Annotated in this window: 7 protein-coding genes; all 7 read right to left on the reverse strand. The window is 65.7% G+C overall.

Going from position 1 to position 16,703, the window contains the following annotated elements:
- Window positions 1–32: 32 nt before the first annotated feature.
- The 7 genes from GC150_15810 to GC150_15840 all read right to left on the reverse strand — a co-directional run bounded on the left by GC150_15810 (window position 33) and on the right by GC150_15840 (window position 16,643).
- Window positions 33–665 (reverse strand): type I secretion C-terminal target domain-containing protein, encoded by a 633-nt coding sequence (locus tag GC150_15810; protein ID MBI1386373.1) that lies wholly within the window; start codon window positions 663–665, stop codon window positions 33–35.
- The gene (locus tag GC150_15815; GenBank protein ID MBI1386374.1) at window positions 662–11,359 is read right to left on the reverse strand and encodes a hypothetical protein; all 10,698 of its coding nucleotides are present in this window, start codon (window positions 11,357–11,359) and stop codon (window positions 662–664) included. The genes GC150_15810 and GC150_15815 overlap by 4 nt, the downstream gene beginning before the upstream one ends.
- Before the next feature lie 977 nt (window positions 11,360–12,336).
- Window positions 12,337–13,059 (reverse strand): ATP-binding cassette domain-containing protein, encoded by a 723-nt coding sequence (locus GC150_15820; GenBank protein MBI1386375.1) that lies wholly within the window; start codon window positions 13,057–13,059, stop codon window positions 12,337–12,339.
- Window positions 13,059–13,724: an ABC transporter permease subunit gene (locus GC150_15825; protein MBI1386376.1), complete on the reverse strand. Its 666-nt coding sequence runs from the start codon at window positions 13,722–13,724 to the stop codon at window positions 13,059–13,061. The genes GC150_15820 and GC150_15825 overlap by 1 nt, the downstream gene beginning before the upstream one ends.
- 7 nt (window positions 13,725–13,731) lie before the next feature.
- The gene (locus GC150_15830) at window positions 13,732–14,394 is read right to left on the reverse strand and encodes an ABC transporter permease subunit (protein MBI1386377.1); all 663 of its coding nucleotides are present in this window, start codon (window positions 14,392–14,394) and stop codon (window positions 13,732–13,734) included.
- Window positions 14,395–14,545: 151 nt separating this feature from the next.
- Window positions 14,546–15,376, reverse strand: a complete 831-nt coding sequence (locus tag GC150_15835) for a transporter substrate-binding domain-containing protein (protein MBI1386378.1) — start codon at window positions 15,374–15,376, stop codon at window positions 14,546–14,548.
- A gap of 223 nt (window positions 15,377–15,599) precedes the next feature.
- Complete coding sequence (locus tag GC150_15840) at window positions 15,600–16,643, reverse strand: helix-turn-helix domain-containing protein (GenBank protein ID MBI1386379.1); 1,044 nt, start codon at window positions 16,641–16,643, stop codon at window positions 15,600–15,602.
- Window positions 16,644–16,703 lie beyond the last annotated feature (60 nt).

Consider the following 16,703-nt stretch of genomic DNA (forward strand, 5'->3'; position numbering starts at 1 on the left):
TATCTCGATGGTGGCATAATCGCCACCACCGTTCAGACGATCAGGTTGCCGTTCGCGCGCATCGTATCGACGTCCAGCCCGGTCACATTCTCCAGAACGACCAGGTCCGTGAAGTTGTCGCCGCCGCCGTTCGGATCGATGCGCACCGTCGTGTCGCCACCGCCAACCGACAGCTGGACGAACTCGGCGATGACGGAGGTCGCCGGGTCGAAGCCGATCAGTAGGGCCGAGATGTCGAGAGCATCGTTACCGGTACCGAAGTCGGTGATGGTGTCGACACCGGTGCCGAGGTCGCCCACTTCCCAGCGGAAGGTATCGGCGCCGTTCCCGCCCGTGAGGATGTCAGCACCCGTGCCGCCGACGAGAAGGTCGAAACCATCTCCCGCGTCGATGGTGTCGATCCCGGCCGCGCCGAAGATCAACTGCCGGCCCGTCGTGCCTGCGAGCGTGTCGTCACCGGGGGTACCGTTGATCACCGTCGGAACGACGAGGCGGAAGGTGTCGGTGATGGCCACAGCGAGGGTGCTCGCCTGATCGATGGTCACAGCGCTGACGGAAACCACGTTCACACCAGCCGTCGCGCCCTCGAAGACGACCGCCTTCAACGCATTGGCCTCGGCTTCGCTTCCGGTGAAGACCCATTCCCCGGCCGCCGGGTTGGTCATGGTCCCACCCGCCGTCGCCTCGAGGACGACCCGGTCGGCACGCCCGTGAAGGTGAGGCGGACCTGCTCGGGCGGGTTCTCTCCCGGCTCACTGCCACGCTCGTCGGTCATGCGCACGTTGAGGTCGAGAGCGACCTCGCCAGACCCCTGGACCGTGACGTTGCGAGCGAGGACTTCGACCGGATCGGCTTCGGGCGTCACCGTCACCGTAAACGGCACGACGGTCTGGGCCTCGTCGCCGTTGGTGAGCTCGAGGGCGATGGCGGTCAATGCGAGCGTCATCGTGCCCGAGTAGTGGAGCGGCGGCGTCAGAGTGAGAGTGGCAAGGCTCGTCACGGGGATGGTCCAGCTGCCATCGCCGTTGTTGGAGCCCGCCGAGAACAGGGAGCCTTCCGGCACTCCGGTGATCTTGACCGAGAGAACCTCGGCGCCGTTGGTCGTGACGGCGTCGTTGAGCGCGGCGGAAAGCCCGACGAGCGCGATGGCGGTGTCCTCCCCGCCCGTTGCATTCGAAGCTGTGGCGCTCGGCGCGTCGGCATCGGCGGCGACCGAAACCGTGAAGTTCGAGGTTTCGAGTTGCACATCGCCGTTGGCCGGCTCGACCGAGTAGGCCGCGACCGTGACCGTGACGTCGCCATGCCAGTCGTTGGCCGGAAGCATCATCAGGTTCGGGACGTCGGTCATCTCCACGCGATAGAAGCCGACGAGGCTCTGGCCGTCGATGGTGGCATCGGAGTCCCCCGCCGCGACGACGGCGTGGCCGGGCAGTGTCGCTCCGTCGGAGAGCCGGACGTACGAATAGGTGCCGATCTGGGTGCCGACATCGCCATCGAGCACGACTGGGATCGTGCCGATACTTTCACCGGCATCCTCGCCCGGCCGCGCGCCGAGACCGTCGCGTGGCGATAGCCCGATATTGAGTGCGACGAGCGTGTCCTCCGTGCCGGCGTCGGGCGTTGCGATGATCGCGACGCCGTCGGCAACGGGCGTGACGTCGATGCCGACGGTTTGCGCCCCTGTCGTCGCCTTCTGGAGAGTTGCGTTCGTTGCGACCGCCTCCACGGTGATCTGCATCGTGCCGGAGAAATTCTCCGGTGGGATGATGCGCACGGCACCGCCATTGACGGCCGCCGCCGAAGCGACCCAGCGGCCGGTATCCGGGTTGAAGAGGGCCCCGATCACCTGGGCGCCAGCCGGCACGTTCGAGATCATGACCGCGACGGAGGGATTGGAGGGATCGCCGGGCGCCGGAAGGGCCGTGACATTGAGCGCGATGCCTGCCTGGTCGTCCTCGATGCCGGAGCTGACGCCGACCGTGACCGAGGGCGGGAGCGGCGGGGTTCCGCCACCACCTGGCGTGCTGGTGACGACGACGTCGAAGTCGGTCGAATTCTGCGCCGTATCGCCGTCGTTCTCGACCGCGATGGTGGTGAGACGCAGGTTCGCGGTGCCGACGGAACCGCCGGGTGTAACCACGTGAAGATCTGCCAGCAGTGCCTGGAGTGCAGCCGGTGTCGCCGCGCTCAAGAGGAACGTGCCGTCGCCATTGTCCAGGGCGACGATGTTGCCGGCGCCGTCGGTGAAGCCGAGCAGCGGAGCGGTGCCAGGGTTGAGGACCCGGATGACATAATAAACCTCTTCCGATGCGGCGCGCCCGAGGGCGACGTCCGTATCCGTGCTCTCGCCGCCAAGATCAATCGACAGGCGGGTGCCCGAGGAACCGGAGACGGTCGGCCGGCCGGTCACCCCGTCGACTGGCTCGTTGACGAAGACGGTCGGTGTATCGGCCGTGCCGATGAGATCGACGGCGAAGTTCGCGGTTTCCGTCTTGTCGACCGACACTGTCGTTCCCGAACTCGGGAAGAATGCCGTATCGCGCACGAGGGCGGAGACGGGGATCGAAAAGTCCTCGTTGGAATCGAGGAACAGTTCATGGGCGAGCGTGACCCCGGGCAGGTCGGCGGCGAGAACCGTTATGGTGCCGGCTCCGGCGTCGTAGGTAAAGGTCCCGGTGATGTGGTTGGCGACGAGTTCATCGAGCCCGGCGCCAGGACCCTCGAGGTCGACGATGCGCCCGGCGAGGCCAGCATCGGCAATGAGCCCCGAGAGGTCGAACGTATAGGAGATGACCTCCTCGGAGCCGTCGTTGTCGACGAAGGCATGCGCGGCCGCGCTGAGGAGCGGAATGTTCACGCCCGCCTCGCTTTGGCCCTCGGTGAGGTTCGCCCCGAGCGACCAGGACGAGAATCCGTCGACCGTGACATCATTGATCACCGGATTGACCTGGATGGTCAGGTCCCAGTCGGTCGCCGCCTGATCGCCATCGACCTCCTGGGAGACGGCGCGCAAGGTGACGGACCCATAGGGGTTCTCGCCCGAGAAGTTCGGCAGTGCCGGGAGCGTCAGCGTCTCCATTGCGGCCGCGGTGACGCTCCAGGCGCCGTTGCCGATGTAGGTGACGCCCCCTCCCGGGTTCGCCGTCGACGGGATGACGCCCGCCGGAACGCCAGAGAGCACGAAGGAGAGGCTTTCCGAAGTATCGTCGTCGACCAGAACGTTATTCAAGTTGCCGCCTGCGCCGGCGACGACGGCGGCACCGATGGCGATCTCCTGGTCCTCGTCCGCCGTCACGGTCACGGTGCGCGCGAGAGGCGCATCGGCGACGCCCGTCACGCCGACGCGGATGTCGGTGAATGGCACGTCGGCGGTGGTTGCCCCGTCGGTCACCCGCGCGACGCCCTGAAGGAGGATATCTCCCGAAAGCGCCGTCGAATAATGCTCCGGCGGCAGGATCGTCAGGGCCGCGACATCATCGGGATCGAGCACGTAGACGTTTGCCCCCACACCCGCGTCGAAGGTCGGCAGGATCTCGGTCCCACCCGCGCCGAAAATTCGCGTCGCTGGCGGGATCACCGCGGTCAGCAACACCTGGTACGTCTCCGATCCGTCCTTGTCGCCGAGCGTGACGCTCATCGGGACGGGGATCATCGAATCCTCGAACCCGATCGCATTGCCCTTGACGGTGACCGGGTCGATCGTCGCGGAGATGTTCACGTCGATGAAGTCGGAGCGGATTTCAACCCGCGTGTCGAGGTCGCCGAGCGTACCGGAGCCCGCCGAATTGTTCGGCGCAAGCTCGTTGTCGCCAGCCGGATCGATGTCGCCGTAAAGGGTCGCAGCCTCGGTCGAGATCGCCTCGATCATGATGCCGTTGGTGCCCGTGAGCTGGCCGGACCAGTTTTCGCGGGGATCGAGGGCGAGATCGTTCGCGCCGCCGTTCATGAACTCGTTGAAGAGGGCGGCGCGGGCGGCGTTGGTGGCGCCGGTCGCGGTGAGCAAATAGACGCCATTGCCCTGGTGGACCAGCGTGATTCCGGCGAGCGAGCCGGTCAGCGTGCCGATCGGGCCGAGGCCATCGGCGCCCTGGGGCACGGTGATGCGAACCGTGAGGGTCTCGGAGCCGTCGTCGTCGGCGCTCGGGGAAACAGTGGCGATCAACGGCACGTTCGGGCCATCCTCGGGGGTGGCAGCGACGGGGTCGATCGCGGTCACGGCTGGCGCGTCGGCGACCGCCTGCATGACGATGTCGTGGGTGAAGGTGTTCACCTGACTGTCGGCGACGCCCCCGTTGACGTCGAGGGTCGTGACGGCAACGGCGATCGTCCCGTTGCGATCGGTATGGGCCGGTCCCATCTCGACCGTGAAGCCGGCAAGGGTCGCGCGGATATCGGCCTCGGCCTGCTGGCGGTCGGCCTGACTGACGCCGCTGCCATCGCCGGCAATGAGGCTCGAGGTGATGGTGTAGGTTCTGGCACCGGCATCGAATGCGACCGATGCCGAGCCGACGCCTGCCCCCTGTGCGATCGTGTAGGTGAGATTGGCGGTGTCGGCCGGAACGGTCAACACGATGCGCGAGATGGTCTCGGTCTCGGGATTGTTATCCTCGGTCGGCGCCACGTCTACGCCGTTGTCGACGATGCGGATACCTGTCGTCGTATTGGCGAGCGTCGCACCGAAGGCGACCGGCCCCCGATCCTCGACGCCGATCGAATCGACCGCGGGCGTGATGGCGTCCGCATCCGGGCGCACGGTCACGGCGACGTTCTGGACGCCGGTCGTCGTGGTCACGGGACCCGAGACACTGTTGGTGTCGACGACGACGCCGCGCACCGAAAGCGTGATCGTGCCGGAAAAATGCGTCGGAGGTTCGATCGCGAGGGTCGCGATGGCGGATTCGGGGATCCGCAGGAAGCCACCCGACACGGTGCCGACATCCACGCCGCCCGAGATGAACCGCGTGCCGACCGGATAGCTCGAGGTGTCGACCTCGATGAATCGCTGCTCGGAGCCGTCGGTGTCGGGTGAGGCCGTGAGGGCGAAGGCGCCGAGGCTGATCTGAGTATCCTCGGTGCCGGTCGCGCCGCCCGGGACGGTGAGCGTCGGGGTATCGCCGACAGGCGTTACGGGGATGGTGAAGGACTGCGTGCGCGTTGCCGTCGGGACCGCGATTTCCGGACCGACCTGGCCGCCACCCATGCCGAAAACGATGCCGTTGTTGTCCTCGGTCGGGCTACTCTCGACGGCGCGCGCGGTGACGGTGATCGAGATGTTTTCGCCGTTGTTGGCACCGGGCCGGGCCTGGAGCGAGGCGAGCGCGGTGTTGAGGGTGGAGGCAATGCCCGAGAACGTGACGAGGCCATTGGCGACGACCATGGAGGCGCCCCCGATCACGAAGGATCCGTTCACGCTCGTGTCGATGGTTGTTGCTCCCACGGTGAACTGGAGCACCGGACGGGCGCCGGTGCCCGGCGTCGAGAAGGCGACCGTGATGTTCTGATAGGTCTCCGAGCCGTCGAAATCGTTGAGCGAGGTCGTCACGGGGTAGGCAACGAAACCGGAATCCTCGAGCACCGCCGGTTTGGTCGCCGCGCCCCGGTTGACGGTCGGGGTGTCGGCGACGGCACGCACCGTCACGTCGTGGGTGATGACCGTCGTCTGGGAAGCGAGATCGCCGACCTCGCTCACCGGACTGTTCTCGTCCGTCACGGCCGTCACGGTGAGGGCGAAGTTCCTATCTCCGTCCTCGGTGACGCGCGACTGCACGGCGGCAAGGGAGGTCATCACATCCGCCGCATTGGCCCCAGAGAGGGTGAAGGTGCCAGCAGCGAAGGTCGCGGTGACGCCAACCGGCAGCGTGAATGCGGGGTTCATGAAGGCGGTAATCCCGGCCGGGAAGCCCGAGATGGTGATGGAAAGGGACTGCGAGCCGTCGAGATCGACGAGAGAGAAATCGGAAAGCGTATCGCCATCCGTCTCGCTCTCGAGGATGTTGGCGCCGAGGTTGAAGGTGCCGTTCTCGTTGACGATCGAGCCCGAGTTGTTGGCAACGACAGGGTCGACCACCGGGCCAACCGTCACCTGGATCGGGGCCTGGACGCTGGCGACATCATCGCCCGTCGGCTCGCCCGCGACGGTCGCTTCGGTCGCGGTCGCCACGATCGTCATATCGTAGGTGCCGTGCGCCTGGGCGGGTGGAACGAAAAAGACATTGCCGAGGCTCGCGACGGGGATCGTGAAGACGCCCGCTGAGGGAGAGGCGAATGCTGGTCCGCCGAGACCGTCGGTCAGGCTCGCGCCCGCCGGCACGCCCGTGATCCGCACGCTGAGCGTTTCCGAACCGTCGAGGTCGCGCAGGACGGCAGAGAGATCATCGAGGTGGACGGGCGCGTCCTCGCTCGTCGTCTCGGTGTCGCCCGTTACGATCGGCGCATCGGCGACCGCGTTGACGACGATGGTGTGCGTCGCATTGAGGGCGACGCCGGTGATCGCCGTGCCAGTGTCGGGATCGACGTCCTGGCGTGAAATCTGGACGCCAACGGGGATGTCGGCCGAGCCGTGGTCGGAGGCGGCATAGGTGAAGGTCGCCAGCACCTGGCGGATCACCGTCTCGAGGGCGCGCGGATCGGCGGGCGGATTGCCGGCATCGACGGCGAGCGTAAAGGTTCCGACGGGACCTTCCGTGACGGTGACGCCCGCCTGGTCGATCCACGTCACCGTGCCGGCGGGCAGACCGGAGAGCACGATCCGGTTGATGCCTTCCGAACGGTCCGCGGCATCGAAGGTCGCGGTATCACCGGTGCGCACGATGCCGGCATCGATCGCCGCGCCAAAGACGACGCTGCCGGGGATGTTGGTGACATTGGGCGCGGAGCCATCCGATGTCGACGGTGCCTCGTCCTCATCCTCGTTGACGAGGCTGGAAGTGGCTGGCAACGAAACCGCGTCGAAGGCCGGCGTCACCGTGACGTCGATGGTCGCCGTCGTCGAAGGCGTCGCCGGCGTCCGACCGCCAGCGCCCGAGAGGTTCTGCTCGAAGTTGAAGGCGGTGACGGAGAGTTGGAAGTCGGCGGCGCTGTCCTGCGGCGCGCGCACGAGGAGGTCATTGGCGAGGAAGGAAATGAGCGCCTGTGTCGTGGCAAAGCTCGACACGGTCTGGTCGAAGGTCCAGCCGGTCGCGGTTGGTGTAGCGGTCACGCCGGCCGGCAGGTCGAGCGGGTCGAAGCTGATCGTCGCGCCCGTCGGCAGGCCCGTGATCTCGACCCGGTCCAAGATTTCCGAGCCATCCGTATCGCCGAGTGTGATGGTGATCGGCAGAGCGAAGTTCGTATCCTCGACGCCCGAGGCGGCGCCCGCGATGGTGGGTTCGTCACCGGCCGCATCCGCCGTCACGGCGATGGTGTGGGTGAGGTTGCTGGTCGCGGGCGCGGAGGCCTCGGGGGTGCCGAAGCGGTCGACGGTCGTGACCGCCAGGCCCAGCGTGATGTCGCGGTCGCTGTCGGCGGGCGGCGTCAGGGAGAGTTTGTCGAGCGCGGCCTGGATGTCGGCTTCGGTCCCGCCCGGCTGAAGGGCGAGCGTGATGGTGCCGGTGCCGGCGCCGATGCCCGGAACATAAGTCGCGGTGACGTTGGCGGTCGGCGTGCCGAGCGAGACGGCGGCGATGTCCGACGGAATGCCGGTCAGCACGATCTGGGTGATCGTCTCGGACGAGGGACCGGCGCCGAGCGCGGCGTTCTGGTCCGCCTTGGCGAGCACGATGTCGGCCCCGAACGTGACGGCGGTGTCCTCGACGACGCTCGAAGCGCCGGTGTTGGTCACCGCGTCGGCGATCGGCAGCACCGTGACGGGGATGGTCGTCGTCGCGGTGGCGCGCTGCGTGTCGACCTGACCGCCCGCGAGGTTGGTCTCGATGGAGGTCACGTCGACCGCGAGGGAGAAGTCGTCGTCGAAGTGCAGGCGCGAGCCGTCCGGCGTCAGGACCAGGTTGGCGAGGACGTCGTTGACGGCCGCGTCGTTGGCGATGGGGTCGGCGAGGTTCGGGCCGGTGACGGTGTAGGTGCCGTCCGGGTTGAGGGTGAGCGTCGCCGCGACCGAGGTCGTCGAGAGGGTATAGCCCGCCGGCACGTTGCGGATGACGACGGTCTCGATCGCCTCCGACCCGGTCGCCTGGGTCGGGTCGGTGTCGGCGCGGGCGACCGAGAAGGCGATGTTGATCGCCTGGTCCTCGTTGCCCGTCACCGGCCCCGCCGTGATGGTCGGCGCGTCGGCGACCGCGCGGAGCGTGATCGTATGCGAACCGTTCGTCGTGCCGACAACACCGTCGTTGTCGGTCGTCGTCACGGCAACGGAAAGTAGAATCTCGCGGTCGCTGTCGGCGGGCGGCGTCAAGGTCATCGCGCGCATTGCGGTCAGGAGATCCGCTTCGCTGCCGGTGGTGCGGGTCAGCGTGTAGGTCGGCTGCCCGAAACCGTCGACACCGACAGCGATCGAAATGCCTGCAACGGAGGGAATGGTGCCGTCGCCCGGAGAGCCGATGATGGCGCCCGCCGGAACGTTCGCGATGACGACACGCGTGATCGATTCGGAACCATCGGTATCGTCGTCGCGGGTGATCGCGATATTATTCCCGAAATTGACGACCGTATCCTCGGGTGTCGAACTCGAACCCGTAACGACCGGGGCATCGTGGGCCGCGATGAAGACGACGGGAATGTCGAGCGTACGGGTCGCCGTAAGGACCGCGACATCGCCGGCATCGCTGCCAGCCGTCGTCGGATTGCTCTCCCTCGCGGTGACCGTCACCTGGAGCGTGAAGTCGTCGTCGGCGTTGGCCGGCGGTACGATGACGAGACCGGCGAGGGTTGCCTGGATTGCGGCCTTGGTCCCGGAGACGAGATAGCTGCCGTCGGGCTCGCGGGTCAGGCCCTGGAAGGAATACCCGGCGGGCAGACCGGTGATGCGGACGGGGTCCATTGTCTCGGTGCCGTCGAGATCGGTCAGATCGAGGGCCACTGGAACGGGGAGGTTCGTGTCCTCGAGACCCTGCACGACCGGGCCGCCCGGTGTCACGACCACATTGGGACCGCCGGTGAAGGACGCATCCGGCAGATCGGCGACGGCGGCCACCGTGATCGCCATCGGAACGACCTGCGTGTCGGTGACGGGAGCACCTCCCCCACCCGAATCCTCCGTCGTCGCCGAGACGGTGAGGGCGATGTCGCCGTCGCTGTCGGCCGGCGGCGTCAGGGTGAGCGTGGCAAGCGCCGCGCGGATCTCGGCCTCCGTGAAGCCCGAACCGGCGCCGCCGAGCGTCACCGTGGCCCCCGCGGGCGGCGCGATGAAGTCGACCGGGTTGCCGTTCTCGTCCGAATACTGGATGCGCGTGCCGGCAGGAAATCCGGAGACGACGACCTCGATGACGGTCTGCGTCAGCGGATCGTTGACGACGATGTCGATGTCATCGCCGAAGGTGACGGGCGTATCTTCGTTCGTCGCCTGGGTCGGCGCTGTGATCTCGAGGGGATCGGCGACCGGAGCAACGACGACACGGATCGGCGCCGAGGCTGTCTCGGTGTCGCCGTTCGAGCCCTCGACAGCGATGGCGACGATGGTCATGCCGTCAAAAATGCCGCTTTCGTCCGGTGGCGGCAGGAAAAACACGGACGGAACGTCAGCCGGCGTCAGGGTGTAGGTTTTCGTTCCATCGAGAGCGATGGTGAAGGGATACTCGGTGCCGTTCGCGGCATCGAGAAATTTTGCTCCGGCGTCGACACCGCGTATTTCCACCGTGTGCGTCTCGGAGCCGTCGAGGAGATCACCGAACGTGGCGGCGAGATCGTCGAGGTGCACGGAAACATCCTCGTCGGTGGTCTCGTCGTCGCCGGTCGCGGTGACGTTGTCCGCGACGGCAATGACGTCGATCACGTAGTCGAATTCGACCGTCTCCCGATCGCGGTAGCCGGGCAGGTCCGGCGCGACGTTGCTCTCGATGGTGGTGACGGCGACGCCGAGCACGATCTGGCCGTGGAAATCGACCGGCGGGTCGACCGTGAGCGAGGCGAGCAGTGCCTGGATTTCCTCCGTCGAACCGGTGACGGTGAAGACGCCGCCCGTCTCGACGATGCGGCCCGGCAGGTTGACATCCCAAGCAAGCGTGGCCCCGGCGGGCAGACCGGTGATGACCACCCTCTCGATCGCCTCGGAACCGTCTGGATCATTCAGGGTAACAGTAATCGGTGTCGCGACGCGGGTGTCCTCGAGGGTCTGGGCCGCGCCCGAGATGCTCGCCGGATCGGCGACCGCCTCGACGGTGATCTCGGCCTCGCCGGTCACGATCTCGCCGGTTCGCGGGTCGGTGAAGGTGTAGGTGAAGGTCGCCTGTCCCGAGTAACCAGGGGCGGGCGTGAACGTCAGAGAGCCGTCGGGCGCGAGACGGATGGTTCCGACCGCCGGGTCCATTTCGAGCCTGGCATCGGTGATCGGCAGGGGGTTGAGGCCTGCCGGAAAGAGCCGATCGCCGAGTTCGGTGTCCTCTATGGCGTAGAAGGCGGGCGTGCCCACGATGAGCGGCTCGTAGACGACGCGCGGGCCGTCGCCATCGTCGAAGGGATCGTCTTCCAGATCGCGCGAGGCGTGGAGATAATCGGTGTCGCCGAGCAGCCAGAGATGGCCGATGCTGGTGCCGACGTCGGTGCTGATCGTGGCGAACAGTTCGTTGTCGGACGACGTCAGCTTTTCGCCGTTGCGATGTCCGACCTCCTCGTCGGGGAGACCGACGAGATGGTCGAGACCGCCGCCGACGCCGGTCGTTACGTTCTGACCCTGCGAGCCGACCTCGCCGCGCTTCAGGTCGTCGCGGCCCCAGCGGCGGGTTTCCGGATTGAGGGGTGTCAGCGCATCGATGCCCGTGCCGACGTTCTCGCCGGTGCCAGCATGGGGATTGAAAAGGCCCGCAGACGACGAGGCGCCGAAGAGTTCCGGAACATCGAGCAGGCTTCCAAGGCCCGACTGGGCGGACTGGGCCGAGGGCGGCGCGACGACGCCGGACCCGGCGGTCTCGATGTTCTCACTTTGCGGGATGAGATCGCCGACGCTCACCCGGCCAGTGCCGCCGTTCGCGAGTTCGACGAGCAGCGCCTCGAGGCGCGCATTGTTCTCGATCAACGGATTCAGCAGGCGGCCCGGCTCGGCAGTGAACGGCTGCACGAGGTCGCCCGTGCCGGTGATGACGACGAGGCCCCAATTCGGCAGACGAAGGCCGAGCAGACCATCGGACGTGACCGTCGCCTTGGCGCCGAGATCGGTGACGTAGGCCAGCAGCACGTCCAGCGTCGCGACCGATGGCGTCAGCTCGACCACCTCGTGTCGTCCGAGGGACCTTGGTTCCGTGGCTTGCGGCGCGGATGCGCCAGCCTCGGCCAACTCGATACCAACGGAACCATCACCCGAACTATTATCCATGATCACACACACTTTCGACTCGACCACGCACATGCACTGCGCGACATTCGACAACGCTTGCCCCTGATTGCACCGAACATGGTTTCAAAATGCTCAATAACGGACCCGAAATCACGCCTCCGCCCTTCCATTCAGACCGCGGTTCGAGCACAACATCCCATCTCGTAAGAAAACCGAAAGAAATATTATGTAATTCTTTGCAGTCTGGCTTGGAATGAGGCAATGCCATTCCCAAACCTGGACGTCACGATCGAGCTCGAAATACCACTTGCCAGCCGTGTCAGAGCGACACGGTCTGCTTAACGGAACCGGCCATGATCCGCCAAGCGAACTCCATTCCAGGGCGCGCAGCAGGTCCGCTCGGTTCGCGGAGCCGTTTTAACCCTATGATCCGACATTCTTTTCTGGCCCGTATCCCGCAGCACGTCCGATCCGCGAGGGCGCAATGGAAATGACGGCGACCGACCGCGCGAGCCGAGTGCGGTTCGTGGCGGCGGCGGCATCCACCGCGCGTTCGATCGAAACGAAGATTCTCTGATTGTTCCAACGGGCGCGTCGAAGTCGAATACTCCGTCGCCCCGCGCGACCGATGGGTGCCATGGTCAGCGTCGTGGTTCACAGAGAATAGCGGTGGCCTCTCTGATGGAATCGTCGACGAAAATGACGCTCGGCCGTCGGCACGCGAGCCGCATTCACTGCGCCGACGATTGGTGACGCAATATACTCATGGCGTCGAGGCCGGGGTCCCTCGGAATTGAAAATCGGCACGAACCCGACGACCGCGGGCAGTGCGGTCTCGAGTTCGGGGCGCACGCGCATCGGAGCGGCCCACGGTCACGGCGCCAGACAGCTCCGCACGCGAGCTGAGCCGCCCTTCACAGGATCTTGCCGAGGAACTCCCGGGTTCGTGGTTGGCGCGGGTTGGTGATCAATTCGCGGGCTGGCCCGATCTCGTGGATCACACCCTCGTGGAAGAAGGCGACGCGATCGGCCACCTCTCGCGCGAACGGGATCTCGTGGGTAACGGCGATCATCGTCATGCCCTCGCTCGCGAGGAGCCGAAGCGTATCGAGCACTTCCCCGACGAGCTCGGGATCGAGCGCCGAGGTCACTTCATCGAGGAGCAGGTAGTCGGGCTGCATGGCGAGCGCGCGGGCGATCGCGAGGCGCTGCTGCTGACCGCCGGAGAGCTGGGAGGGATAATGGTCGAGCTTGTCGGCGAGACCGACCTTGACGAGATGCCTCTCGGCAAGCTCGTCCGCCTCCCGGCGCGCCACCTTTAGGACCTTGCGGGGCGCGAGGGCGACGTTCTGGCGGGCCGTCAGGTGCGGGAAGGCGTTGTACTGCTGGAAGACGATGCCGAGCTTGCGGCGCAGCCTGTCCTGGTCGGTGGTGCGGGCATGGACGTCGATGCCGTCGACGAGGATGCGCCCGCCATCGATCGGCTCGAGAGCGTTGATACAGAGCAGCAGTGTCGACTTGCCCGAGCCGCTGGCCCCGATCAGACAGACCACCTCGCCCTTCTCGACCGTGAGGTCGATCCCCTTGAGAACCTCCAGCCGGCCGAAGGATTTGCGGACGTTTTCGACCTCGATCATCAGGCGGCCTTCCGTTTTTCCTGCCACGAGCGCTCATAGCGCCCGGCGGCAACGGTGATCACGTAGCACATCACGAAATAGAACGCGCCGGCGCCGAGCAGGATCATCAGCGGCTCCTGAATGCGGTTGATGATGATCTGAGAGGCGCGCAGCAGCTCGGGCGGCGTCGCGCCGAGGACCGCGATGAGGGAGGTGTCTTTCATGAGGCCGAGCATGAGCCCGGTCCAGGCGGGAAATATCGTGCGCATGCCGATCGGCACGACGATGTAGAGAAAATCCTGGAGATAGGTGAGCCCGAGGCCGCGCGCCGCCTTGCGGGTAACGGCCGGCACCGATTCGATCCCTGCCTTCACGACCTCGGCGACATAGCCGGAGATGTATATGGAAAGCGTGATGATGCCGGAGAAGAACGGATTCATGGGATAGCCCGCGATCGCCATGAAACTGTTGAAGAGCACGAACTGGATGATGAGCGGAACCGAGCGGATGACGTCGATATAGGCACCGAGGAGGTAAAACACGATGCGACTGCGCGCCGTTCTCGCCCAGCCTACGAAGAATCCTATCAGCGTTCCGATGGCGCCCGAGACGATGGTCAGGACGAAGGTGATGCCGGCACCTTGCGCCATCAGCCAGAAATCGTTCGTGGTGAAGGTGTAGATCATCGCGTCCTCACCAGCGGAAATAATGGCGGGCGACGAGATGGGCCGCGCCCGTGGTCAGCTTGGCGATCACCAGATAGATGCAGGCGGCGACGAAGTAGAACTCGAAGGGACGGAATGTCTGGGATTGCAGGAACGTCGTCATCCCGGTCAGCTCCTGCAAACCGATGATCATGCCCAGGGAGGTGCCGAGCATCGCCCAGATGATCTGGTTGACGATGGGCAGGAACACCGTGCGCAGGACCTGCGGCAGCGTCACGTATACGTAGGCTTGCAGGCCGCTCATGCCGAGGCCACGGGCCGCCAGCCGTTGCGAGGCCGGAACGGATTGAAATCCTCCGCGCAGGATCTCGGCGAGGTAGCCAGCGTTGTTGAAGGCGATCGCACCGAGCACCGAGGTGTAGGGCGAAAGGTGGATGCCGAGGGCGCCGAGGCCGAAATAGGCCATGTAGATCTGGAGAAGGGCCGGCGTGTTGCGGGCGAGCGCGGTCCAGGAGATCGCGATGGCGCGCGCGAACGGATTGGTGCTGTCGCGAAAGAGGGCGAGGACGGCGGCGATGGCGAGACCGATCACGACCGAGAGCACTGTGATCTGCAGCGTCAGCAGTGCGGCATCCAGCAGTTGCGGCCAGTGGCGCCAGACGATCCGCCATTGGAACGTGTAATCGAACATGCCCTCGCTGGCACTCCAATGGGGATGGCACGGCCGGCACGGCACCATGGCCGGATGCAAAAGGGAACCGGCGCCTCAGCGCCGGCTCCCGCGGTAAGATCGGGTCGGAACCGGTATCGGGCCGGCCCCGTCCGTTCAGCCGGCGGCTGGCTCAGTAGCCGTGCACGCCGGGATAGGCCATGTTCGGGGCCGGATAGCCGAACCACTTCTGATAGAGTTCGTCGGTGCGCCCGTTCTTCCACTGGTGCCAGACGAAGAGGTTGACCCAGTTGAGCAGACCCTGGTCGCTGCGCTTGACCATGAGGCCGGTCCAGTCGGCGGGAGCGGTGGTGACGCTGCAGCAGACCTTGATCTTGCCGGCGCCCTGCCCCTTGATGTACTCGCCGAAAATGGCCGTGCTCTCGACGATGGCATCGACCTTGCCCTGGGAGAGGGCGAGGAATTGCTCGGCGTTGGAGCCGTAGGAGACGTGCGAGGTGCCGGCGCCCCACTTGGCGAGGTCGGCGAGGAAGGCGACTTCGGCGGTGGTGCCGCGAACGGTGCCGATGCGCTTGCCCTTGAGGTGCTCGTAGGTGGTGATGTCGGCGTTGCCGGCGGCAACCGCGACGCCCACGTCCCAGATCTGATAGGGAATCGAAAAGCCGACCGACTTGGCCCGCTCGAGCGAGTTCGTGGCCGATGCGACGCCGATGTCGACGCGGCCCGAGAGGATCGCGGGAATGCGATCGGGAGCCGGCGTCTCGACGATTTCAGCCTCCACGCCCAGCGCCTTGGCCACGTCCATGCAGAACTCGACATCGAAGCCGATGGGGTTGTTGTTCTGGTCACGCATGCCGACCGGGGGCACGTCCAGCATCACGCCGCAGCGGACCTTACCCGCCGCGATGATGTCGTCGAGCTTGTCGGCGGCCGCCGGGCCGGCCATCAAACCCAGGCCGATGGCACAAGCGGCCATCGCAGTGAGCATCGCGCTCGTCTTCATTGCCTTCCTCCTAGCCACTCGAGGAAACTCGCCACTCGAGATACTCAATGCCTGCGCAGCGCGGCGAGGCCAGCGCGCCGCTCGCGTCACATGCGGGTCCGAAGACCTAGCGAAACGAACGGCCCCTTACGCTGGAGCAACCGGCCCACGTCGTATTGTACGTTCGGGACATTTCTTTGCAGGAACGGGGAGCCGCGCGCCACGGAGGCGGGCAGGCGGCGACCTAGTGGATTCCGATGTCGCTGTGGATGCTGCGCATGCGCTTGGGGGTCATGCCGAAGCGCTGCTTGAACCAGCGGATCATGTGCGAGCTGTCGGTGAAGCCGCACTCGTAGGCGATCTGGGCAATGGAGCGGTCGGTGTTGATCACCATCCAGCGCGCGGAGTTGAGGCGGATCGAGCGCCAATACTCTCCGGGCGGCATCCGCAGATAGCGATTGAAAAGGCGCGTCAGTTCGCGCTTCGTCGTGCCGACCTGGCGGGCGACATCGGCGACGGAAACGGTCTCGAAATTCTTCTGGTGCATCAGGCCGATCGCACGGGTCACCCGGTGATCGCCGCAATTGGGGAGAATGGCACCGCCCGTGGGGATGGAATCGGTCATGTCCTGCTTGCCGTTTTCGGCCATGAAATAGTGCAGGACCTTATTGGTGCGGGAAATCCCGCAATGCTCGTTCACGAGCGACATCGCGAGCTTGAGGGTCGCCAGTCCGCCCGGGCAGCTCGTGAACGGACCATCCCGCACGAACGGCTCGCTAATGACGGGAATCACCTTTGGAAACAATCTTTTGAATGTCTCCTCATGGGAGAAGTGGACGGCGCAGCGCCGGCCGTCCATGAGGCCGAGCTCAGCAAACAGGAACTGGCCCGAGCACAGGCCGATGAGCGGCACGCCGGCTTCGAGCGTGGTCAGGATGAAATCGTAGAGTGCCGGCGGAATCTCGGCCCCGGAATGCAGCAATCCGCCGTGGATGACAATGTAATCGAACTCCCTCGGATCTCCGAAAAGTCGCGTCGGAGAAATCCGGAACCCGCAGCTCGCGCGAATGCTCTCCATGTCGTGCGACAGCAGCGACCAGGAGCAATAGAGCTGGCGGCTGAAGTCGCTCTCATCGGCCGCGTGGCGCAGGAACTCGACGAGATTGGAAAGCGAGAAAAGCGTGAAGTCGGGCGTCGGCGCGATCCCGATCCTGAGCAGGGGCCTCGTTTCCGGTGCAGGCTTGGACGGACCGAGGCAGCTATAGTCCCGCCGATAGGGCAACGCCATCCTCCCGAACACGTCAGGCGCGCGTGCGATTGTTTGACCTTCATGTACAATGACCAGGCC

It is taken from the genome of Hyphomicrobiales bacterium (genome assembly GCA_016125495.1).
Taxonomy (GTDB): domain Bacteria; phylum Pseudomonadota; class Alphaproteobacteria; order Rhizobiales; family RI-29; genus RI-29.